We start from the raw sequence: 21,644 nt of genomic DNA, 5'->3' as shown, positions 1-21,644 counted from the left end.
GGGGGGCCCCCCGGCGGGGCCAGCAGAAGCCCCGCCCACCAGGCGGCTTGCAGGACCAGCCACAAGACCAAGAGCGCCGCCAGCCAGCCGCCGGTGGCCAGCATAGCGGCGGGAGTGCGGCCGCGGCGGGAGAAGCTGTAGTCTTCCGCCGGCGGCAGGGTTTCAGGTGTCTCAGGCATCAAGGATCCGGGTGACCATCTCGTTCGTGTCGCGGCTGAGGTTCTCGGTACCGGCGATCCGGGTCAGCTGCGCACGGATCAGCGCCTGCCGGTCGGTGCCGTAGCGCTTCCAGGTTTGGAAGGCGGCACACATGCGGGCGGTGGTTTGCGGGTTCAGCTTATCCAGCGCGATGAGGTTATCCGCCAGCAGCTGATAGCCTTCGCCGCTGGCGTGGTGGAAGCCTGCGTGGTTGCCTGCCAGTGCCCCCATCACCGCGCGGAAGCGGTTCGGGTTCCTCATATCGAACAGCGCGTGCTGGGTGAGGGCGGTTGCAGCGGCGGCGGTCTTCTCCGGTGCGGCGCAGGCGATCTGCAGGGCGAACCACTTGTCCATCACCAGCCGGTCGTCCTGCCATTGATCAAAGAAGGCCTGGGACTGGGTATCGCCTTTTTCAGCCTTCATCAGCGCAGCCAGCGCAGCGTACTGCTGGGTCATGTTGTCGGCGGCGGCGTATTGGCGCGCCGCCTGCTCGCCGCCGTCGAGACGGGTCAGCAGAGACAGGATGCGGCCATTCAGGGCGCGTTTGCCTGCCCCTTCAGCGTCTGGCGCGTAGGGGCCATCGACAGTGGTCGCCGCGTAGAGCCGGGGCAGGCTGGTCTCCAGTTGCTGGGCGAGGGTCTGGGTGAAGGTTTCGGCCGCGTCGTAGATCTTTTGCGGATCGGGGGTATAGCCGCGCTCATGCAGGGTCTGGGCGATGTCGGCCTGGCTGGGCGGCGACAGCACCAGGGCGCGGAAGGCCGGGTCCTGATCATCGTCGCGCACCAGCTTCTCCAGCGCGTCCAGATAGGCCGCATCCGGCGCGGCGCCGTCCAGCACCATCGCCACACGGGTTTCCTTGGCCAGGGCGTTGCCGGCCTCCCAGCGGTTGAACGGGTCGGTGTCATGGGCCAGCAGGAAGGCGCGCTCGGCGTTGGTGGTGTCACGCTCCAGGATCACCGGGGCGGAGAACTCGCGCAGGATCGACGGCACCGGTTTGGCACCCAGGCCCTCGAAGAAGAAGCTTTGTTTGGCTTCGGTCAGTTCCAGCACTTGCGTGGCGCGGACCTCGCCGCCGTTGGGCGACAACAGGCCCACCGCCATCGGGATCACCCGCGGGGCCTTGTCCGGCTGGCCGGGAGTGGGCGGAGTCGATTGCTCAAAGGTCAGGGTATAGGTGCCATCGGCGTAGTCTTCCGTGACCTTCACCCGCGGGGTGCCGGCCTGGCTGTACCAGAGCTTGAACTGCTGCAGGTCGCGGCCTGTGGCATCCTCAAACACCTTCAGCCAGTCCTCGATGGTGCAGGCCTGGCCGTCGTGGCGCTCAAAATAGAGCTTTAGCGCCTTGTAGTAGTTCTCATCGCCCACCAGCCGCTTCAGCATGCCGATCACCTCGGCGCCCTTTTCATAGACGGTGGCGGTGTAGAAGTTGTTGATCTCCTGGAACTGCTCCGGGCGCGGCGGATGAGCGAGGGGGCCGTTGTCCTCGGGGAACTGGCGGGCGCGGAGCGTAATCACGTCGTCGATCCGCTTAACCGGCTCCGAGCGCATGTCAGAGGTGAACTGGGCGTCACGGAAGACCGTCAGCCCCTCCTTCAGGCAGAGCTGGAACCAGTCGCGGCAGGTGATGCGGTTGCCGGTCCAGTTGTGGAAGTACTCATGGGCGATAATCGCCTCGATGCGCTCAAAATTGGCGTCCGTCGAAGTTTCGGGTGAGGCCAGAACGCAGGAGGAGTTGAAAATGTTCAGCCCCTTGTTCTCCATCGCGCCCATGTTGAAGTCGTCCACGGCAACGATGTTGAACAGCTCGAGGTCGTATTCGAGGCCATAGACGTCCTCGTCCCATTTCATCGACTTCTTCAGCGCTTCCATGCCGAAGGCGCATTTATTCTCGTCGCCGGGGCGGACCCAGATGTTCAGCTCCACCTCCTTGCCGGACTTGGTGGTGAAGCTGCCCGGATGGTTCACCAGATCGCCGGCTACCAGCGCAAACAGATAGGCCGGCTTCGGCCAGGGATCGTGCCATTCAGCCCAGCCTTCGCCCGCGCCCATCGGGTTGCCGTTTGAGAGCATCACCGGCTCGTCGCCTTCGATGCGGACGGTGAAGGTGGACATCACGTCGGGGCGGTCCGGGTAATAGGTGATCTTGCGGAAGCCCTCGGCCTCGCATTGGGTGCAGTACATGCGGTTGGACATGTAGAGCCCTTCCAGCGCGGTATTGCCGGCCGGGTTGATCTCGACCTCGGCTTCCCAGGTGAAGGGGGCGCTGGGCACCTCGCAGGTGAGGCCTTTTTCGGTCAGCTCGGGCGAGACCTCCTGGCCGTCTATCTTGGCCGAGATCAGCTGCAGCTCCTCGCCGTGCAGAAAGAAGGTCTTGTCCGCGGCATCCGACTTAGGCGCAAAGCGGATCTTGCTCAGCACCCGGGTGGTTTCCGGCGTCAGGCGGAAGGTCAGGTGAACGCTGTCAACGTCAAAACCAAAAGGCGTGTAGTCTTTCAGGTAGAAGGTCTGGGGCGTGTCTTTGGCCATTCTCGTTCTCCTCTGCACTGCTTCTTTCAGGTGTAGAGGATGCGGGCGCGACTGCAAGCGGATTGGGGGTGGAAAGGGAATAGTTGGAAAAATCCGCAGCACTTTCTTGGAAAACAAGAAATTGAGTTAGGATTACATGGATGGCTGGTTTGTTGCCGATCGGAAACTTTTGTTCTAGATGGATCGGCATACAGTGGTGTACCGCCGGAAGGAGCAGAGCATGAGCCGGGTCGAGAAACAGGGAATTCAGGTTGCGTCGGAGCTGGCGGAGTTTGTCGAGAAGCAGGCACTGCCGGGCACCGGAGTGGATGCCGAGGTGTTCTGGAAGGGGCTGGCGGAGCTGGTGAACGGGTTCGGGCCGGAGAACCGGGCGCTGATTGCCAAGCGGGAAGAGATCCAGGCCAAGATCGACGCCTGGCATATTGCCAACCGCGGCAAGCCGCATGACCACGAGGGCTATAAGGCGTTTTTGGCTGAGATTGGCTATCTGCTGCCTGAGGGAGCGGATTTCGAGATTGAGACGCAGAATGTCGACCCTGAAATTGCCAAGGTGCCGGGGCCGCAGCTGGTGGTGCCGATCACCAATGCGCGGTACGCGCTGAACGCGGCGAACGCTCGCTGGGGCAGTCTGTATGACGGGTTTTACGGGACTGATGCGATGGGTTCCGCAGCACCCAAGGGCGGCTATGACCGGGGCCGCGGCGCGCGGGTAGTTGCGCGGGCGCGGGTGTTCCTGGACGAGGCCTTTCCGATTGAGGGCACCAGCCATGCCGATGTGCGCCGCTATCATGTGCAGGACGGCCAGCTGCTGGTTGATGACCTGCCGCTGGCGCAGCCGGAGAAATTCGCAGGCTACCGGGGCAACCCGAAGGCGCCGGACTCGGTGCTGCTGCGCAACAATGGCTTGCATGTGGAGCTGGTGTTCGACCGCGCCCATGCAATCGGTGCCCGCGACCAGGCCGGGCTGGCGGATGTGCGGCTGGAAAGCGCGATGTCGGCGATCATGGATTGCGAGGATTCGGTCGCTTGCGTTGATGCCGAGGACAAGGTGCTGGCCTACTCCAACTGGCTGGGCCTGATGAAGGGCGATCTGGAGGCGGTTCTGGAGAAGGGCGGCAAGACCATAACCCGCCGCCTGAACCCGGACTTCGGCTTTACCGCGCCCAATGGCACGCAGCTGACGGTCAAAGGCCGCGCGGTTCTGTGGGTGCGCAATGTGGGGCACCTGATGACCAACCCGGCGGTGCTGGATGGCGACGGCCATGAGGCCTATGAAGGCCTGCTGGATGCGCTGATCACCGTGATGATCGCCATGCACGACTTGAAGCGCGACAGCGGCAACTCGGCCCATGGCTCGGTCTATGTGGTGAAACCCAAGATGCACGGGCCGGAAGAAGTGGCGTTTGCTGACCGGATCTTTGGCAAGGTCGAAGATATCCTGGGCCTGCCGCGCCACACCGTGAAGATCGGCATCATGGATGAGGAGCGCCGCACCTCGGTGAATCTCAAGGAATGCATCCGCGCTGCCAAGCATCGGGTGGCCTTTATCAACACTGGTTTCCTTGACCGCACCGGCGATGAGATCCACACCTCGATGGAGGCTGGGCCGTTCAGCCGCAAGGACTTCATCAAGCGCAAGGCCTGGATCGGCGCCTATGAGAACCTGAACGTGGATATCGGGCTGGAATGCGGTCTGTCAGGGAAGGCGCAGATCGGCAAGGGCATGTGGGCGATGCCGGACATGATGGCGGCGATGATCGAACAGAAGATCGAGCATCCGAAGTCCGGCGCCAACTGCGCCTGGGTGCCAAGCCCGACCGCAGCGACCCTGCATGCGCTGCATTACCACAAGGTGGATGTGCTGGCGGTGCAGGAGCGGCTGAAAGCGGGCGGGCGGCGTGCCCATGTCGACGGCATTCTGGAAATTCCGCTGGCCACCTACCGCAAGTGGTCGCCGCGCCAGATCGCGCGGGAGGTGGACAACAATGCGCAAGGCATCCTGGGCTACGTTGTGCGCTGGGTGGATCAGGGCGTTGGCTGCTCGAAAGTGCCGGACATCAATGATGTGGGGCTGATGGAGGACCGCGCGACCTGCCGGATCTCGGCCCAGCATATCGCCAACTGGCTGCACCACGGGGTTGTCAGCGAAGAGGAAGTGATGGGGTCGCTGCGCAAGATGGCCAAAGTGGTGGACGAGCAGAACCGCGGCGACAACAGTTACCGCATGATGGCGCCGGGGTTTGACACCATTGCGTTCCAGGCGGCTTGCGACCTGGTGTTCAAGGGGCGGGTGCAGCCTTCGGGCTATACCGAGCCGGTGCTGCATGCGCGGCGTCTGGAATTGAAGGCGGCCGGATGACATAGAGAGGGGGCGAGGGGCCGGCCCCTCGCGCTCCCCGGAGTATTTCCGGAAAGATGAAAGGGACGGGACATGAGTATTTCTTTGCGCCGGGCGCGCACGATTATCCGCAAGGCGCTGGAAAAGGGCCGCGAGATGGAGCTGAAGCCGCTGTCAGTGGTGGTGCTGGATGCCGGCGGCCACGTGCAGGCATTTGAGCGCGAGGACGGTGCGGCGCCGGGGCGGTTTGCCATTGCCCACGGCAAGGCTTACGGCGCGGTGATGCTGGGCATGGCCGGCACTGCGCAGATGGCGCGGGCGGAGGGACAGGCCTATTTCATGGCGGCCGTCAACGGTGTCTACGGCGGTCAGGTGGTGCCGGTGCCTGGCGGCGTACTGGTCCGGGACAAGAAGGGCGCCGTGATCGGCGCGGTTGGCGTCACCGGTGATACCTCGGACAATGATGCAGTGGCCGCCATGGCCGGTATCGACGCCGTGGGGCTGGCAGGCGAGATCTGATCCGCCCGAAACGGAAACCGCCTTGGCCCTTGTTTGCGGCCGGGCTGCAAGTCTGCAATCCCCGCGGCGCCAGCGGGGATTGTGCATCATGTGCACCCGTGAACAGTTTGTTGCGCTGCTTCCGCTGTTGAACCCGGCCCGGGGCAGGGCTAGGTTTTTCTTCAGGAAATGGATTTACGAGTGGTTCATGGCGCGTCCCAAAGTTGGCATTATCGGCAATTCCTATCTGATCAACGATCAGTACCCCGTGCATGCGGGCGGCACGATGAATTCGGAGGCGGTTGCCGAGGTTGCTGGCTGCATGCCGCTGATGATCCCCTCGGACCCGCGCTTTGTCACTGTCGGCGAACTGCTGGAGACCTTTGACGGGTTTCTGCTGACCGGCGGGCGGCCGAATGTGCATCCGCATGAATACGGAGAGGCCGAGACCGAGGCGCATGGGGCTTTCGACCGCGCCCGCGATGCCATCACTCTGCCGCTGATCCGCGCCTGTGTGGAGCGCGGCCAGCCTTTTCTGGGCATCTGCCGCGGTTTTCAGGAAGTGAATGTGGCGATGGGCGGGTCTTTGTACCCTGAAATCCGCGACCTGCCGGGGCGGATGAACCACCGGATGCCGCCGGACGGCACGCTGGAGGAGAAATTCGCCCTGCGCCATACGGTCAAGTTCAATCCCGGCGGCGTATTCCACCGCTTGTTCGGTGCCGAAGAGGTGATGACCAACACGCTGCACGGCCAGGGCATCAAGCGCCCGGGCGCGCGGGTGGTGGTGGACGGCCACGCACCCGATGGCACGCCGGAAGCAATCTATATCAAGGATGCGCCGGGCTTTACCCTGTCGGTTCAATGGCATCCCGAGTGGGAGGCGGCGGCGGATCCGGTCTCTAGGCCGTTGTTTGAGCGTTTTGGCGCAGCGGTGCGGGCCTGGGCGCAGGGCAGCCCGCAGGCCGGGCTGCAGAAATCAGCCTAGAGGTTTTTGTTAGAGGTTACTTGTGACATTTGATACTGCAGCCAGCCCGGACACCGGGCCAGCCTCTTACAGCATCCGGCAGTTTCAGGCAGGGGATGCCGCGGCGCTGGCTAATGTGTTCAAATCCGCCGTGCATGGCATTGCCAGCCAGTTCTATTCACCCGAGCAGATTGCGGCCTGGTGCCCGGAGGCGCCGCCAGAGGAGGCCTTTCGGCAGAAGATGTCCGACGGGCGGGCGGTCTGGGTGGCGGCGGACGCCGCAGACATTCCAGTGGCCTTCATTGATTTGGAGGCGGACGGGCATATCGACATGCTGTTCTGCGACCCAATCGCGGCCGGGCAAGGGGTGGCAGCGGCATTGTACCGCCGGCTGGAGGCTGCCGCTCAGCGCCAGGGGATCGGGTTGCTTTATGTGGAGGCAAGCGAGGCTGCCCGCGGCTTTTTTGAACGGATGGGCTTTGCGCTGGACAAGCGGCGCGACTTTGAACGCCGCGGGGTGAAGATTCACAACTACCGCATGGTCAAGATACTGGAGTGACGGCAAGCGGCCTGCCCGAAAGCAGGCCGCAGACCGGTCCAGATCAGCTCAGACCAGCAAGTCGAATTCATGCATTAGCGGCAGCTGCCGTGCGCGCCTGCCGGTGAGGTCGAAAAGCGCATTGGCCAGGGCCGGGGCGGCCGGCGGGGTGCCGGGCTCGCCTGCACCGCCCATATGGGTCTGGGTCTCCAGCACTTGCACTTCGGTTTGCGGCATCGTGTGCATGCGCAGGGCGTCGTAATCGGGGAAGTTGCCTTGCTCGGCCGCGCCGTCTGCAAATGTGATCTCGCCGAAACAGGCCGCCGACAGCCCATAGGCCATGCCGCTGAACATCTGTGCCTTGACGATTGCCGGGTCGATTGCCTGGCCCATGTCGCAGGCGATCCAGGCTTTGGCGATGCGGATCGTGCCGTCTTCCTCCACCACTTCGATCACCTCCGCCACCGGGGTGCCGAAACTGTAGCACATGGCGACGCCGCGGCCCGTGCCTTCAGGCGTTGAGCCAGTCCAGCCGGACATCGCCTTCACGGCCTCCAGCACGCCCGCTGCCGGTGCCCATTCGCGGCGGGCAAGGTCCAGGCGGAACGCCATAGGGTCGGTGCCGGCCGCATGGGCCATCTCATCAATGAAGCTTTCGACAAAAAATCCATTGAAACTGTTGCCGACCGAGCGCCAGAATCCGACCGGGATTTCTATGTCCGACAGGTGGCCGGCCATGCGGAAGTTCGGGATCGCATAGGGCGGATTGAAGAACCCCTCCACCTGCACCTTGTCAGGGCCGGAGGGTGTAAAGCCCGCCAGCCGCTGCATGGCCTGATGGGTGGGCGAGGCCGCGGCCACCTTGCCGTCCAGCAGTACCGCCTGGCCATCCTTAACCGCGCCGCGCATCCGGGCCATGGCGCCGGGGCGGTACATGTCGTGGCGCATGTCCTCCTCGCGGCTCCAGGTGAGCTGCACCGGCACCCCGGGCATCTCCTTGGCAACGCGGGTGGCAAGAACCGCATAGTCGAACTCCACCCGCCGTCCGAAGCCGCCGCCCAGGTAGGTGGTGCGAATGTCCACCTGTTCGCCGTCCAGCCCGGCCTCGGCGGCGCATTTCGACTGGGTGAAGGTTGGCATCTGGTTGCCGCACCAGACGGTCAGCTTGTCCCGTTCCAAGAGCGCCGTGGCGTTCATCGGCTCCATGGTGGCATGAGCCAGATAGGGGACCTGATAATCTGCTTTCAGCTCAGTTGCGCCTGAAGGCAGCTGACCGGCATCACCATCGTCACGCATGACCGAGTTGGGGTCTTCCTCAAAGGCTTTGGCGATGCGGGCGAAAATCTGATGGGTTTCACGCGGGTAGGGGGCGTCTTCCCATTCAACCTCAATTGCCTCAACCGCCCGCATGGCCAGCCAGGTGTTGCTGGCCACCACAGCGACGCCTGCGCCCATGTCGATCACTTTTTCTACGCCGGGCATGGCGCTGGCAGCGGTGGCGTCATAGCTTTTCATTCCGCCGCCCTGGCGCGGGTTCATCCGCAGCGAGGCAAACTTCATCCCCTTCAGCCGCACGTCAATGCCGAATTCGGCGGTGCCGGTGGCTTTCTCCACCATGTCGATGCGCGGCTGGGATTTGCCGATCAGCCGCCACTCGGTCCTGGGGCGCAGGACCGCTTCCACCGGCTCCAGCTTTGCCGCTTCTATCGCCAAGTCGGCGTATGGGATTGCGGTGCCGTCCGGCGTGATTACCGCGCCCTTGGCGGTGCTGAATTGGCTGCGGCTAAGGCCCAGCCGCTCTGCCGCCGCCTGTTTCAGCGTCTCGCGGGCCGAGGCGCCCGCCAGCCGCATCCGCTTGAACCCGTCCTTCATCGAGGTTGAGCCGCCGGTGCCATGCAGGCTCAGCACTTTGCCGAAATGCCCCAGCGCCTCGCCGATCGAATGCTTGAAATTGCTGGTGTCATAGCCCTTGCCCGGCAGGGCATCCGCCATGAAGGCGGAGTTGTAATAAGCCTTGGCAGCGGGGCCATGCAGGACGCGCACCTGATCCAGCTCTGCGTCCAGCTCTTCCGCGATCAGCGCTGCCCAGCTGGTTTTCACCCCTTGGCCCATCTCGGCGCGCGGAGCGAAAAGAGTGACGCCGTTCTGGTCAATCAGCACAAACGGGTTGAGCGCAGCCTCGCCATCACCGGGCTTTAATGGATTGGGGGCGGGGCGGCTGACGTAATAAGCGCCGAAGGCTACGCCGCCGATGATGGCGGCAGAGCCGATCAGGAAACTGCGGCGGGCAATTTTTGCGATACTGGCCATGGGTTACGCCTCCTGCAGGGCTTTGGCCGCGGCATGGATGGCCGCGCGGATTCGGGGATAAGTTCCGCAGCGGCAGAGGTTGCCCTGCATCGCCTCGTCAATCTCGGCGTCGGAAGGAGCGGGGTTTTCCGCCAGCAGGCTTGCCGCCTGCATGATCTGGCCGGACTGGCAATAGCCGCATTGCGCCACTTGATGATCGACCCAGGCCTTTTGGATTGCGGCCATGGCCTGCGGCGTGCCGAGGCCTTCAATGGTGGTCACGTCTCCCCAGACATCCGACAGCGCCACCTGGCAAGAGCGCACCGCTTCGCCGTCGATATGCACGGTGCAAGCGCCGCAGGCCGCGACGCCGCAGCCGAACTTGGTGCCGGTCAGTCCGACTTCATCGCGCAGCACCCACAAGAGGGGCACCTCGCCGGGCAGCTCTACCTGATGGCGCTTTCCGTTGATGCGTAGCGTGGTGGACATGGGTCTGCCTTCCTGGGCTGTGTCGTTGTGACAAAAATAAGAAAATATGTCAGGGTGTCAATTGACATTATTTGCGACAAGTGTCAGAAGCGGCTTCATGAACATGGCAGGCATAGACCCAAAGCAGCAGGCGGTCCTCACCGCCGCCTGGACGGCGTTTTCCACTTATGGATTCCGCAAGACCTCGATGGATGACATTGCCAAGGGGGCGGGCATGTCGCGGCCCGCGGTCTATCTGCATTTCAAGAACAAGGAGGCAATCTTCCGCACCTTGGTGCAGGGCTATTATGCCCGGGCGCAGGCGGATATTGCAGCGGCATTGGCAGCGGACGGAAGTCTTGGTGCCAAGCTTGCAGCTGCCTTCGCAGGCCACGGCGGCGCGGCGATGGAAAGCATGATGTCCTCTCCGCATGGGATGGAGCTGCTTGAGACCTCGATGAGCGTGGCGGGTGAGACCATCGTGGAAGGGGAGGCCGCCTTGAGCGCGCTCTATGCCGCCTGGCTGCAGGCCGAAGCAGACGCTGGCCGAGTGAAGCTGCCTGCCGCACCGCAGGACATGGCGCGGGTGATCTGCGCCTGTCTCAAAGGGATCAAGAAGTCGGCTGCCGGATATGCGGCTTACCGGGCGGATGTCTCCAGCTACGCCGCTCTATGTGCACAGGCGCTGGAAGCCTGAGATCAAAACAGCGTGCCAGGGCGCCACGCAGGCACGCCGCGCCAAAGGCGCGGCGCTGGGCCCAACGGGAAGAAAGGGGCTCCGCCCCTTGATGACGGGCGGGAGCCTTTGCTTCTCCTGCTGCAGCCTTAGAGCTCGGTGCGCAAATGCCAAAGCTCGGGAAACAGCTCCACTTCCAGCATCCGTTTCAGATAGCTGACGCCGCCGGTGCCGCCGGTGCCGCGCTTGAAGCCGATGACGCGCTCCACCGTGGTCACGTGGTTGAAGCGCCAGCGGCGGAAGTAGTCTTCGAAATCCACCAGTTTCTCGGCCAGCTCGTAGAGGTCCCAATAGGCTTCCGTGTCCCGGTAGACTTGGGTCCAGGCCTCGGTCACCGCGGGGTGCGGCTGGTAGGCATCGCTCACATCCCGGTTCAGGACGTCATCCGGCAGCGAAATTCTTTGCGACAGCACCTTCAGCGCCACGTCATACAGCGAAGGCTGCGCCAGTTCTGCCTCCAAGAGCGCGAGGATATCCGGCCGGTGGGCATGGGGCCGCAGCATCGCCTTGTTGCGGTTGCCAAGCATGAACTCAATCTGCCGGTACTGATGCGACTGAAAACCAGAGCTCTGCCCCAATTCATCGCGGAAGGCGGTGTAGTCCGACGGCGTCATCGTGCGCAGCACGTCCCAGGCGGAGTTCAGCTGCTCGAAAATCCGCGCGACGCGTGCCAGCATCTTGAACGCCTGATGCGCCTTGCCGCTCTGCAGCCGCTCGCGGGCTGCGGTCAGCTCATGAATGGCCAGCCGCATCCACAGCTCGGAGGTCTGATGCTGGATGATGAACAGCATCTCGTCATGGGTGTTGGTCCAGGTCTTCTGCGCATTCAGCAACATGTCGAGTGACAGGTAGTCGCCATAGGACATGCGCCCGTCAAAGGACATCTGGGCGCCTTCATCGGCGGGATCATAGGGTTGGGTCATCGGATCATTCCTTTTCCTGAGTATATCACGGCTTAGGGAAAGGAATGGTTTCTCCGGTTCAGGGTGCCGCATTGGGCCAGGCGGCGCCACAGCGCAACCCAGCCCGCCGGGCGGCAGAGCGGCACATGGTATGAGGAGCGCAGGCGCATCAGGTGACGGCGTGGCGCGTCTTGTATTCGGCGCGGTCCCACAGAGCATTGGCCATAACATCTTCCATGATCGCCACGGCGGCGCGCACATCATCCTCATCGATGTAGAGAGGTGTGAAGCCGAACCGCATGATGTCCGGGGCACGGAAGTCGCCGATCACGCCGCGGTCGATTAGAGCCTGCATGGCGGCATAGCCTTCACGGAACTTGAACGACACTTGGCTGCCGCGCTGGGCGGCGTCGCGCGGGGAGGCCAGTTCCAAGCCGACGCAGCGGTCTTCCACCTCGGCGATGAACAGGTCGCACAGCTCCATGGACTTGGTGCGCACGGCATCCATATCCGCCATGTCCCAGATGTCCATCGCGGCCTCCAGCGAGGTGAGCTGGATCACCGGCGGGGTGCCGACCCGCATCCGGTCGATGCCGTGGCCGGGGCGGTAGTCGAGGTCGAAGGCAAAGGGTGCCTCGTGACCCAGCCAGCCGGACAGCGCCGGGCGGGCTGTCTCCGCATGGCGCGGCGCGACATAGATAAAGGCCGGCGCACCGGGGCCGCCATTGAGGTACTTGTAGCTGCAGCCGACTGCAAAATCGGCTTCGCAGCCCGCCAGATCCACCGGCACCGCGCCGGCGGAATGCGCCAGATCCCAGACCGTCAGCACACCCATAGCATGGGCCTTGGCGGTCAGCGCCTTCATGTCGTGCTTGCGGCCCGAGCGGTAGTCCACCTCGGTGATCATCAGTACCGCGATCTCGTCGGTGATGTGTTCTTCCACCGCTTCCGGGTCCACCACCCGCAGCTCGTAATCCGGCCCCAGCGATTTCAGCAGCCCGTCCGCGATATAGAGGTCGGACGGGAAGTTGCCGTTGTCCGACAAGACCACCTTGCGGCCCGGGTTCAGCTCCAATGCCGAGGCGACGGCCTGGTAGACCTTGATCGACAGCGTGTCGCCCATGATCACATGGCCGGGCTCAGCGCCGATCAGGCGGCCGACGCGGTCGCCCAGGTCCTTGGACTTCTGCATCCAGCCGGCCTTGTTCCAGCCGGTGATCAGCATCTGCCCCCATTCGTCCCGCATCATCTTCCCGACGCGTTCGGTGGCAGCACGGGGCAGGGGGCCCAGCGAGTTGCCGTCCAGATAGATCACCCCTTCGGGCAGGTCGAACATCGCCTTGGTTGCGGCAAAATCGGTCATCGGAGCCTCGCGTCTGATGGGTATTTCAAGCTTAAAGCTTTCTGGTGTGCTATATGATCTGAACCGTTCTGTCCAGTGGCGGCCGGGTTCAGTTCTGCCGGGACGCGGGCTGAGGATCGGGGATGCCGAACTCGGCGCGCTTCTTCTTGGACAGCTTCGCAGTCACCATCTGGTAAGAGAGAGTGATCTGTGCCTTCAGTTCGGCGTCCGACAGGCCGTTGTCATCAAACTGCTGCAGCCACTTCATGCCGCGTGAGGCCAGATAGGGCGCGGGGCGGACGCCGGGGCGTTCCTGCAGGACCTCATAGGCGATTTCGCCTGCCTTAAAGGTAAAGGCGTCCCGGCCATCGGCCCAGCCGCAGACCGCAAAGAGCTTGCCGCCTGCCTTCCAGACGTCGGAATTGCCCCATTGCACCACATGTTCCGCCGCCGGGAAGGTGCCGCAGAAGCTGTTGAATTCCTTGCGGTTCATCAAGTTTGCCCTCCCGCGATTTCAATGCATTGGCCGTTTACGGAACCGGATCCTGGACCGCAAAGCCATAGGGCTGCGGCGGCGACCTCGGCTGGCTCGATCAGCCGCTTGTGCCGGTTTGCGTTGACCATCACATCCAGCGCCTCCACCGCGCTGAGCCCGGCGCGCTGGGCAATCGAGGTAATGTTGCGCTCGACAATCGGCGTGTCCACATAACCGGGGCAGAGCGCATTGAAGGTGAACGGCGTGCCCAGGTAGTCCTCGCTGAGTGCGCGGGTCAGGCCGACCAGCCCGTGTTTGCTGGCGGTGTAGCAGGCGCCCCCTTTGAGGCCCCGCAGCCCGGCAATCGAGGACACCGTGATCACCCGGCCCCAATCGGTCTGCCGCATCGACTTGAAACACTCGCGGATGGTCAGAAAGGCGCCGTCCAGGTTGGTCGCCATCATGTCCCGCCAGAACGCCATCGTGGTCGTGTGCAGCGCTGCTCCCTCGGCGATGCCTGCATTGGCAACACAGATCTGGATGGGCCCACGGGCTTCCACGGCAGCGTTCACCTTGGCGGCCACATCCTCTTCGACGCGCACATCCATGACCAGCGGGTGCAAGCCGCCTGTTGCAGCTTCCTCCAGCACCTCCTGCCTGCGTCCGGTGATGGTGACTTGGGCGCCTTCAGCAGTCAGGGCCTGAGCAACCGCCAGCCCGATGCCGGTGCCGCCGCCAGTGATCAATGCGTGTTTGCCTTGCAAGCTCATGACCTCGCCTCCCTGTTTGCGGGTCAGCCTATCCGGGCAGAGGCCTCTGGCAACCCCGCCGTGCCGTCACGCCGCACATTGAAGGCGTTTACAGTTATATTCGCATGTGTGAATGTAGCGGCAATTGATCAGGGAGAGATCCAATGAAAACCCTTGCCGCCTTTGCCTTGCTGCTGCCATTCACCGCCTTCGCAAGCGAGGACATTGCCGACCAGTACCCGCAATCCGAGCTCTACTCCAAGCCGGTTGAGGTTATTCCGAATGTTTTCTCGGCCATTGGAGCCACGGCGCCGCCAACCTATGAAAACGCAGGCCATAACAACAACTTGTCCTTCGTTGTGACCTCCGAGGGCGTGGTGGTGGTGAACTCCGGCGCCTCGGATGCACTGGCGAAAGCCTTGCATGAGGAGATCAAGCAGGTGACCGATCAGCCGGTGGTGCTGGTGATCAACGAAAACGGCCAGGGCCACGCGATGCTGGGCAATGGCTATTGGCGCGACCAGGGGGTGGATGTACTGGCTCATGCCGAGGCCATTGCCGAGACGCAGGAAAACAGCGACATGATCCTGCAGCGCATGCGCGGCTACAACAAGGACCGCGCCGGTGAGACGCGTGTCGAGCATGCAAACATGTCCTTTGACGACCGCTATGATCTGACGCTGGGCGGGGTGGAGATGCAGGTGCTGCATCTTGGGCCAGCGCATGACCCTGGCGACATCCAGGTCTGGATCCCAGCGTGGGATTTGCTGATCGCCGGTGACATTGCCTTTCACGAGCGGATGCTGCCGGTCTTCCCGCACACCTGCACCAAATGCTGGATTGAGACCTGGCAGGAGAAGCTGGAACCGCTGGCGCCTGCTTATGTAATCCCCGGCCACGGCCACCCGACCAATTTGCCGCAGGTGCGCCGCTATACGCTTGACTATCTGACCGACCTCAGGGGCAAGGTCGGTGCCCATATCGAAGCAGGCGGGGACCTCGCAAGCGCATACTATGTTGACCAGGAGCGCTGGAAAAACCTCGACACATTCGAGGAGCTGGCGACCAAAAACGCAGGCCGCGTTTTTGAGGAAATGGAGTGGGAATAAGGCTCTGCGGCCTCAGTACACATAAATATACTTAGGCTTTCGGGGGATTTTGTGCAGGATCATGCCGCAAGCCGGGACAGATTCGCCGTAAATGCGGCATCAAGGGCAATTTGTCCTTAATTTCCAGTCCTGGCTGAAGAGGTCTGGACGGCCTGGCTGGATGAGGAAAGACTGCCCGCAATGTGCGTGATTTCAGGACATAATCTGCAAATGGGCAGGGCATGATGAAGTGGCTGGATGTGCCGCCCGCGTGGCTGGCGGGTTTTGTTCTGGCGGCCTGGCTTCAGTCCAAACATGCCACATTCAGGCTGTCCTTCGGCGGCGCCTGGGCGGATTTCCTGGGCGGTATCCTGCTGGGCGGCGGCTTGCTGCTGGCGCTGCTCGCCATCACCGAGATGCGGCGCCAAAAGACCACAGTGATCCCGCATCAGACACCCAGCCGCCTGGTGCAGTCGGGGATCTTCAGCCGCTCGCGCAACCCGATCTATCTGGGCGACGTGCTGATCCTCGCGGGCCTTATCCTGTGGTTCGACGCCGTACTGTCGCTGCCGCTGATCCCGGTCTTCCTCTGGGTGCTGGAGAAGCGGTTTGTGATTCCCGAGGAGGACCGTTTGCGGCGGGTATTCCGGGCCGATTGGGCCCGCTACGAGAAGAAAGTGCGCCGCTGGATCTGAGCGAAACGCGGCAATGCAGCATGAATTTGCGGCAATGCAGCAAAATCCTTGCGCAATAATATTGCGCGATGTAATAGAAATCATTGCGATCCGTACCTGGGCACTGCTGGCACGGGCAAGACGAGGGGGACCAAAAGGGTGAAAATAGGAACACCAAAAGAAACATTTGCAGGGGAAAACCGGGTCGGGATGACGCCGGATTCCGCCAAGCAGCTTCAAAAACTCGGCTACGATTGCGCGATCGAATCCGGGGCAGGGGCAGCTGCGGGCTTTTCCGATGCGGCCTATGAGGCGGCAGGCGTCGAGGTCATCAAGACCCCGGCAGCGCTGTGGAAAGCCTCCGACATTGTCGCCAAGGTGCGCCAGCCGGATGCGACCGAGCTGAAGCGGCTGACCAAGGGCAAGACGCTGATCTCCTTCTTCAACCCTGCAGGGAATGAAGAAGGCATGGAGCTGGCCAAATCCAAGGGCGCCAATGTGATCGCCATGGAAATGGTGCCGCGGATCTCCCGCGCCCAGAAGATGGACGCGCTTTCGTCGATGGCAAATATCGCGGGCTACCGCGCGGTCATCGAGGCGGGCAACAACTTCGGCCGCTTCTTTACCGGCCAGATCACCGCCGCGGGCAAAGTGCCTCCGGCCAAGGTTCTGGTGGTTGGCGCTGGTGTGGCAGGTCTGGCTGCCATCGGCACTTCGACCTCCTTGGGGGCGGTCACCTATGCCTTCGACGTCCGCCCGGAAGTGGCTGAGCAGGTCGAGTCGATGGGCGCCGAATTTGTCTATCTGGACTTCGAGGAAGAACAGCAGGACGGTGCCGCCACCGGCGGCTACGCCTCTGTTTCCTCGCCGGAATTCCGCGAAGCGCAGCTGGCCAAGTTCCGCGAGCTTGCGCCGGAGATGGACATCGTCATCACCACCGCGCTGATCCCTAACCGCGACGCGCCCAAGCTGTGGCTCGCCGACATGATCGCGGCGATGAAGCCGGGTTCGGTCATTGTCGACCTCGCGGCCGAGCGCGGCGGCAATGCCGAAGGCACCGTGGCGGATGAGAAAGTGGTGACTGAGAACGGCGTCACCATCATCGGCTACACCGACTTCCCGTCCCGCATGGCGGCGCAGTCTTCGAGCCTTTATGCGACCAACATCCGCCACATGATGGCTGACCTCACGCCGGAGAAAGACGGCCAGGTCAACCACGACATGGAGGACGACGTGATCCGCGGCGCCACCGTGGCGTTTGAGGGCGAGATCACCTTCCCGCCGCCGCCGCCCAAGGTGCAGGCGATTGCGGCCAAGCCGAAGGAAACAGTGCCGGAGCTGACCCCGGAAGAGAAACGGGCGCAGGAAATCGAAGCCTTCAAGGCGCAGACCAAGAGCCAGGTCTCGATGCTGGTCGGCGGCGGTGCGCTCTTGCTGCTGGTGGGCCTGTTTGCGCCGGCCAGCTTCATGCAGCATTTCATCGTCTTTGCGCTGTCGTGCTTTGTCGGCTTCCAGGTGATCTGGGGCGTTGCGCACTCGCTGCACACGCCGCTGATGGCGGTCACTAATGCGATCTCCTCGATCATCATCCTGGGCGCGCTGATGCAGATCGGCTCCGGCTCCTTCCTGGTGATCCTCTTGGCGGCGCTTTCGGTCTTTATGGCCGGGATCAACATCTTCGGCGGCTTCCTCGTCACCCGGCGCATGCTCGCCATGTTCCAGAAATCTTGAATTGGGGGACGGACTTATGATTGGTTTCACCACCGCCGCCTATGTTGTTGCGGCTGTTCTCTTCATCCTGTCCCTCGGCGGGCTGTCCAACCAGGAAAGCGCCAAACGCGCAGTCTGGTACGGCATTGCCGGCATGGGGCTGGCGGTTTTTGCCACCCTGATCGGCCCCGGCTCCGGCCTGTGGCTGTTGTCGCTGATCCTGATTGCGGGTGGCGGCATCATTGGTACCTATGTCGCCAAGAAGGTCCAGATGACCGAGATGCCGCAGCTGGTTGCAGCGATGCACTCGCTGGTTGGCCTCGCGGCGGTCTTCGTGGGCTTCATCGCCCATTTCGAGATCGGCAATGTGGCGGCGGCTGCCAGCACCGATGATCTCGGCTCCTTCGCCAAGCTGATCGCCAAGAAAAGCCCAGCCGAGATCGCTTTCCTGCGGGTCGAGTTGTTCCTCGGCATCTTCATCGGCGCGATCACCTTCACCGGTTCCGTGATTGCCTTTGGCAAGCTGGCGGGCAAAGTGACCTCTGCGGCGACCAAACTGCCGGGCGGCCATATGCTGAACGCAGGGGCGGCGGGCCTCTCTTTCCTCTGCCTGATCTGGTACTTCAACACCGGCGGCTTCCTGCCGCTGATGCTGATGACCCTGGCGGCGCTGTTCATCGGCTATCACCTGATCATGGGCATCGGCGGCGCCGACATGCCGGTGGTGGTTTCGATGCTGAACAGCTACTCGGGCTGGGCCGCGGCAGCGATTGGCTTCAGCTTGGGCAATGACCTGCTGATCGTGGTCGGCGCATTGGTGGGCTCTTCGGGTGCGATCCTCAGCTACATCATGTGCAAGGCGATGAACCGCTCCTTCGTCTCGGTGATCCTGGGCGGCTTCGGCGGCACCACCGGTCCCGCGATGGAAGTGGAAGGCGAGCAGATCGCCATCGACGCCGACGGTGTGTCCACGGCCCTGGACGAGGCCGACAGCGTCATCATCATCCCTGGCTACGGCATGGCGGTGGCCCAGGCGCAGCAGAATGTGGCCGAGCTCACCCGCCGCCTGCGGGCAAAGGGCAAGGACGTGCGCTTTGCCATCCACCCGGTGGCGGGCCGCCTGCCGGGCCACATGAACGTGCTGCTGGCGGAGGCCAAGGTGCCCTATGACATCGTGCTGGAAATGGATGAGATCAACGAGGACTTCCCGGAGACGGATGTGGCGATCGTTATCGGCTCCAACGACATCGTCAACCCGGCCGCCCAGGAAGACCCCAACTCGCCGATCGCCGGCATGCCGGTGCTGGAGTGCTGGAAGGCGAAACAGGTCTTCGTCTCCAAGCGCGGCCAGGGCACTGGCTATTCCGGCATCGAGAACCCGCTGTTCTTCAAGGACAACACCCGCATGTTCTACGGCGACGCCAAGGCCAGCCTTGACACCCTGCTCACTATGATCAGCTAAGCGGTCTGGGCTTACTTAAAGAAGGCGCTCCATCCGGGGCGCCTTTTTCTTTGCTGCTTTCCTCTTGCCAAAAATATCCCCGGGGGAGGCCGCAGGCCGGGGGCAGAGCCCCCTCCAACCTCGCCTCTGCATACCATCGCATCCAGTTAACGCATTGAAATAAAACATTTCTGTACATGTTTTGATCGACTCTCTATGGTTGCCGCCATTGCCCCGGAGACCGTCATGCCCCCGATCCAGGACCATCCGCTGCGCTATCAGCTCACCAATGAGCTGCACGCGCGCCCCTTTCCGGCCATGTCCAGCCCCTGCACTGTGGTTTATCTCGCGGTGAAACAGCCTAACGAGGCCGAGCACCGCGATCGGATGCAGGATCTGCTGCACCTGACGGACCTGCTGGACCGCCACGGCGCGCCGCATCCCAAACCCGGCGCCACCCACCATATGGCGCAGATCGGCCGCCATATGCTGAAATGGGAACAGCACAGCGAGTTCGTCAGCTACACCGCCTATTGCAACACCCTCGGCGCCCGCGCCTTTGATCCGGCGGATTTCGAGGTGTTCCCTGCCGATTGGCTGGAGCAGGCACCGGGCCAGCGGATCACCTCGGCAATGATCCGGGTTCAGCCCCGTCCGGAAGGCGAGAGCCTGAAGCCCATTCTGCATGACTGGCTGGTGCCCGAAAGCCTGGCCGTGAGCCAGGTGCTGAGCGGCAGCGCGGTGGTTGGCGGCGACTTCCGTATCGACCCGGCGGGGCACATGCGCTTTGCCGTCTTCACCGCGCCGGGCACCGGCCACAACCGCATCGGCCGGATTGTGCAGCGGCTGTGCGAGATTGAGACCTACAGGGCGATGGCGATGCTGGGGTTTTCCCGCGCCCGCGGCCTCACACCCACGATCAGCGCGCTGGACACCCATCTGAGCGAGATGATGGCAGAGATGACCGGCGGCTCTGCCCCGGCTGAGCAGACCCTGTCGCAGCTGCTGACCGTCTCGGCGGAGCTGGAGGCGATGGCGGCGCGCTCCGCCTTCCGCTTCAGCGCCACCGGCGCCTATGATGCTTTGGTCAATCAGCGTGTCAGCCTGCTGCGGGAGGAGCGGCACAAGGGGTTTCAGACGCTGGAGGAGTTCATGCTGCGCCGGTTTGAGCCGGCCATGCGCACAGTCAAATCCACTGAGAAGCGGCTGGATGCTCTGGCAAACCGGGCGCGCCGGGCCGGGGAGCTATTGCGGACCCGGGTGGATGTGGAACGCTCGGCGCAGAACCAAGCGCTGTTGGCCAGCATGGACCGCCGCGCCGATCTAGCACTCCGCCTGCAGCACACGGTCGAGGGGCTGTCGGTGGTGGCGATCAGCTATTACGCGGTGTCGCTGGCGGGGTATGCGCTCTATCCGCTGACTGCGGCTTTGGGCATCAGCAAAGGCACGCTGACGGCGCTGATCACTCTGCCGGTTGTTGGCCTGGTTTGGCTGGGTGTGCGGCGGATCCGGAAGAAGCTGCACTAAGCGCGGCATTCATGCCAAGCCCGCCTAGCGCAATGGCTGCTAAGGCGAGCAAAGCGGCGACGCTGAGTGTAGGAATGCCCGCCAGGCCCGCGCCGACAGTGCAGCCTCCGGCCAGCACGCCGCCAACGCCCATCAGCACGGCACCGGTCAGGTAACGGCCGGTCTGGCGCGGGGACTCAAAGCTCTGCCACTGAAAACCGCCGCTGGGCAGCGCCGCCACCAGCGCGCCGAGCAGCACGCCGCCGAACAGTCCGGGGCCAAAGCCGGCCGGTATGGAGGTGGAGGCGATGGCGAAGAACAGCGTATCGGCTGCAGGGGCTGTGAAGGAGAGGCTCTGCATCGGGATCACGTCAAACTCGTCATACAGCACATAGCCGGTGCCAACCCAGGCGAGCGGTACCAGCGCACCGATCAGCGCGCCGCCTGCCAGCTTCGTCAGGCCATTGCCGGAGCGCAGGGCAAGGAGCAGCGCTGCCGCGGCGATCACGGTACTCCACAGCAGGGCTCCTCCGGGCAGGGCTGCGAGAGAGACCTGCTCTGCCATCGGCAAAGTGACCGAGCCAAGCGTGGTGCGGACAGGCGCCAGCACGCCTTTGAGCGTGGCGTGGGCCACAACGGCAAAGACCGCGATGACCAGAAGGGCGCGCAGGTTGCCGCTGCCGCTGAGAACCAAGAGCCGCGAGGCGCAGCCGCGGGTCAGGATCATGCCTGCACCGAACATCAGCCCTCCCAGAACGATGGCGAGAACAGGGAGATCGCCAGCCAGCAGGCGGTGGTCTTCAAAGCTGATCCAGCCCATGGCCACAGCCGCCTGGGTGCCAATGACGGCAACGGCCAGGGCCATGGCCCAGACTCCGGCGGCCTGGCGGCGGTCGTCGCCAACAAGGGCGCGGCGGAAGCAGAAGCGGGTGAGCTGCGCCAGCACACCGAACAGGATGCCAATGCCCAGGGCGAACCAGACGGAAACGTCCTGCGGCGTGGTCTCTTCAAAGCCAAATGTTTCGAACATTGCAGTCACCAGGGAGTAAAGCGGAATATTTTCCCGAAATGACGTCTGCCGGCGCTTTGGGCAAGCCTGTTCGGCTGCGGGTTGCGCTAAGGGTGTGGGACAGAGTTCCGATTTTGCTGTCTGTGGCAGGGGTTTTGTTTTTCGACTTGACGTATTGTAAAACAAATTG

Annotated in this window: 18 protein-coding genes; 10 read left to right on the top strand and 8 right to left on the bottom strand. The window is 63.2% G+C overall.

What is annotated here, in order from left to right:
• Positions 1-171: 171 nt before the first annotated feature.
• The gene (gene pepN, locus RA19_RS13445) at positions 172-2,724 is read right to left on the bottom strand and encodes an aminopeptidase N (protein ID WP_039163374.1); all 2,553 of its coding nucleotides are present in this window, start codon (positions 2,722-2,724) and stop codon (positions 172-174) included.
• A gap of 220 nt (positions 2,725-2,944) precedes the next feature.
• Between pepN and RA19_RS13440 the strand changes: the two genes are divergently transcribed.
• The 4 genes from RA19_RS13440 to RA19_RS13425 all read left to right on the top strand — a co-directional run bounded on the left by RA19_RS13440 (position 2,945) and on the right by RA19_RS13425 (position 7,086).
• A complete protein-coding gene (locus RA19_RS13440; RefSeq protein WP_039163372.1) occupies positions 2,945-5,083 on the top strand; it encodes a malate synthase G in 2,139 nt (712 codons plus the stop codon).
• A 72-nt stretch (positions 5,084-5,155) separates the two neighbouring features.
• The gene (locus RA19_RS13435) at positions 5,156-5,581 is read left to right on the top strand and encodes a GlcG/HbpS family heme-binding protein (RefSeq protein WP_039163369.1); all 426 of its coding nucleotides are present in this window, start codon (positions 5,156-5,158) and stop codon (positions 5,579-5,581) included.
• Positions 5,582-5,768: 187 nt separating this feature from the next.
• Complete coding sequence (locus RA19_RS13430) at positions 5,769-6,548, top strand: gamma-glutamyl-gamma-aminobutyrate hydrolase family protein (protein WP_039163367.1); 780 nt, start codon at positions 5,769-5,771, stop codon at positions 6,546-6,548.
• Positions 6,549-6,570: 22 nt separating this feature from the next.
• Positions 6,571-7,086: a GNAT family N-acetyltransferase gene (locus RA19_RS13425; protein WP_052261785.1), complete on the top strand. Its 516-nt coding sequence runs from the start codon at positions 6,571-6,573 to the stop codon at positions 7,084-7,086.
• 48 nt (positions 7,087-7,134) lie between these two features.
• On the opposite strand, the gene RA19_RS13420 is transcribed toward RA19_RS13425, so the two are convergent.
• Entirely contained in the window at positions 7,135-9,375 is a 2,241-nt protein-coding gene (locus tag RA19_RS13420; protein WP_039163366.1) for a xanthine dehydrogenase family protein molybdopterin-binding subunit, read from the bottom strand.
• Between the two features lie 3 nt (positions 9,376-9,378).
• Positions 9,379-9,843 (bottom strand): (2Fe-2S)-binding protein, encoded by a 465-nt coding sequence (locus RA19_RS13415; protein ID WP_039163365.1) that lies wholly within the window; start codon positions 9,841-9,843, stop codon positions 9,379-9,381.
• A gap of 97 nt (positions 9,844-9,940) precedes the next feature.
• Here RA19_RS13415 and RA19_RS13410 point away from each other — a divergent pair, with 97 nt between their 5' ends.
• Positions 9,941-10,519, top strand: coding sequence for a TetR/AcrR family transcriptional regulator (locus tag RA19_RS13410; protein ID WP_039163358.1), 579 nt, complete (start codon positions 9,941-9,943; stop codon positions 10,517-10,519).
• A gap of 128 nt (positions 10,520-10,647) precedes the next feature.
• Here the strand turns inward: RA19_RS13410 and kynA are convergent, their stop codons facing one another.
• The 4 genes from kynA to RA19_RS13390 all read right to left on the bottom strand — a co-directional run bounded on the left by kynA (position 10,648) and on the right by RA19_RS13390 (position 14,047).
• The gene (gene kynA, locus RA19_RS13405; protein ID WP_039163357.1) at positions 10,648-11,481 is read right to left on the bottom strand and encodes a tryptophan 2,3-dioxygenase; all 834 of its coding nucleotides are present in this window, start codon (positions 11,479-11,481) and stop codon (positions 10,648-10,650) included.
• 148 nt (positions 11,482-11,629) lie between these two features.
• Positions 11,630-12,823 (bottom strand): kynureninase, encoded by a 1,194-nt coding sequence (gene kynU, locus RA19_RS13400; RefSeq protein ID WP_039163356.1) that lies wholly within the window; start codon positions 12,821-12,823, stop codon positions 11,630-11,632.
• A gap of 88 nt (positions 12,824-12,911) precedes the next feature.
• Positions 12,912-13,295: an MmcQ/YjbR family DNA-binding protein gene (locus RA19_RS13395; protein ID WP_039163353.1), complete on the bottom strand. Its 384-nt coding sequence runs from the start codon at positions 13,293-13,295 to the stop codon at positions 12,912-12,914.
• Positions 13,295-14,047: an SDR family NAD(P)-dependent oxidoreductase gene (locus tag RA19_RS13390; RefSeq protein ID WP_039163351.1), complete on the bottom strand. Its 753-nt coding sequence runs from the start codon at positions 14,045-14,047 to the stop codon at positions 13,295-13,297. Before RA19_RS13390 ends, RA19_RS13395 begins: the two co-directional genes overlap by 1 nt.
• A gap of 143 nt (positions 14,048-14,190) precedes the next feature.
• On the opposite strand from RA19_RS13390, the gene RA19_RS13385 reads away from it, so the two are divergent.
• From RA19_RS13385 to RA19_RS13365, 5 genes are all read left to right on the top strand, one after another.
• Positions 14,191-15,135, top strand: coding sequence for an MBL fold metallo-hydrolase (locus RA19_RS13385; RefSeq protein WP_039163349.1), 945 nt, complete (start codon positions 14,191-14,193; stop codon positions 15,133-15,135).
• A gap of 224 nt (positions 15,136-15,359) precedes the next feature.
• Positions 15,360-15,809, top strand: coding sequence for a methyltransferase family protein (locus RA19_RS13380; RefSeq protein ID WP_039163430.1), 450 nt, complete (start codon positions 15,360-15,362; stop codon positions 15,807-15,809).
• Positions 15,810-15,947: 138 nt separating this feature from the next.
• Complete coding sequence (locus RA19_RS13375; RefSeq protein ID WP_039163346.1) at positions 15,948-17,519, top strand: Re/Si-specific NAD(P)(+) transhydrogenase subunit alpha; 1,572 nt, start codon at positions 15,948-15,950, stop codon at positions 17,517-17,519.
• A 16-nt stretch (positions 17,520-17,535) separates the two neighbouring features.
• On the top strand, positions 17,536-18,960 hold the full coding sequence (locus tag RA19_RS13370; RefSeq protein WP_039163344.1) for an NAD(P)(+) transhydrogenase (Re/Si-specific) subunit beta: 1,425 nt from the start codon (positions 17,536-17,538) through the stop codon (positions 18,958-18,960).
• Positions 18,961-19,185: 225 nt separating this feature from the next.
• Positions 19,186-20,466 carry a DUF3422 family protein gene (locus RA19_RS13365; RefSeq protein WP_039163428.1) on the top strand — a complete coding sequence of 427 codons (1,281 nt, stop codon included), beginning with the start codon at positions 19,186-19,188 and terminating at the stop codon, positions 20,464-20,466.
• Here RA19_RS13365 and RA19_RS13360 read toward each other — a convergent pair.
• Positions 20,402-21,475 (bottom strand): YeeE/YedE family protein, encoded by a 1,074-nt coding sequence (locus RA19_RS13360; RefSeq protein ID WP_039163343.1) that lies wholly within the window; start codon positions 21,473-21,475, stop codon positions 20,402-20,404. The genes RA19_RS13365 and RA19_RS13360 overlap by 65 nt on opposite strands.
• Between the last annotated feature and the right edge of the window lie 169 nt (positions 21,476-21,644).

It is taken from the genome of Leisingera sp. ANG-M1 (assembly GCF_000813745.1).
Taxonomy (GTDB): domain Bacteria; phylum Pseudomonadota; class Alphaproteobacteria; order Rhodobacterales; family Rhodobacteraceae; genus Leisingera.
Note: the sequence above shows the minus strand (reverse complement) of the source record. Positions and strands in the feature narration are given on the sequence as shown.

Excerpts from the sequence above, each read along its gene's own strand:
- RA19_RS13395 (WP_039163353.1), bottom strand. The coding sequence starts at position 13,295 with ATGAACCGCAAGGAATTCAACAGCTTCTGCGGCACCTTCCCGGCGGCG.
- kynU (WP_039163356.1), bottom strand. The coding sequence starts at position 12,823 with ATGACCGATTTTGCCGCAACCAAGGCGATGTTCGACCTGCCCGAAGGG.
- pepN (WP_039163374.1), bottom strand. The coding sequence starts at position 2,724 with ATGGCCAAAGACACGCCCCAGACCTTCTACCTGAAAGACTACACGCCT.
- RA19_RS13430 (WP_039163367.1), top strand. The coding sequence starts at position 5,769 with ATGGCGCGTCCCAAAGTTGGCATTATCGGCAATTCCTATCTGATCAAC.
- RA19_RS13380 (WP_039163430.1), top strand. The coding sequence starts at position 15,360 with ATGAAGTGGCTGGATGTGCCGCCCGCGTGGCTGGCGGGTTTTGTTCTG.
- RA19_RS13435 (WP_039163369.1), top strand. The coding sequence starts at position 5,156 with ATGAGTATTTCTTTGCGCCGGGCGCGCACGATTATCCGCAAGGCGCTG.
- RA19_RS13370 (WP_039163344.1), top strand. The coding sequence starts at position 17,536 with ATGATTGGTTTCACCACCGCCGCCTATGTTGTTGCGGCTGTTCTCTTC.
- RA19_RS13385 (WP_039163349.1), top strand. The coding sequence starts at position 14,191 with ATGAAAACCCTTGCCGCCTTTGCCTTGCTGCTGCCATTCACCGCCTTC.
- RA19_RS13410 (WP_039163358.1), top strand. The coding sequence starts at position 9,941 with ATGAACATGGCAGGCATAGACCCAAAGCAGCAGGCGGTCCTCACCGCC.
- RA19_RS13360 (WP_039163343.1), bottom strand. The coding sequence starts at position 21,475 with ATGTTCGAAACATTTGGCTTTGAAGAGACCACGCCGCAGGACGTTTCC.
- kynA (WP_039163357.1), bottom strand. The coding sequence starts at position 11,481 with ATGACCCAACCCTATGATCCCGCCGATGAAGGCGCCCAGATGTCCTTT.
- RA19_RS13365 (WP_039163428.1), top strand. The coding sequence starts at position 19,186 with ATGCCCCCGATCCAGGACCATCCGCTGCGCTATCAGCTCACCAATGAG.
- RA19_RS13415 (WP_039163365.1), bottom strand. The coding sequence starts at position 9,843 with ATGTCCACCACGCTACGCATCAACGGAAAGCGCCATCAGGTAGAGCTG.
- RA19_RS13440 (WP_039163372.1), top strand. The coding sequence starts at position 2,945 with ATGAGCCGGGTCGAGAAACAGGGAATTCAGGTTGCGTCGGAGCTGGCG.
- RA19_RS13390 (WP_039163351.1), bottom strand. The coding sequence starts at position 14,047 with ATGAGCTTGCAAGGCAAACACGCATTGATCACTGGCGGCGGCACCGGC.
- RA19_RS13420 (WP_039163366.1), bottom strand. The coding sequence starts at position 9,375 with ATGGCCAGTATCGCAAAAATTGCCCGCCGCAGTTTCCTGATCGGCTCT.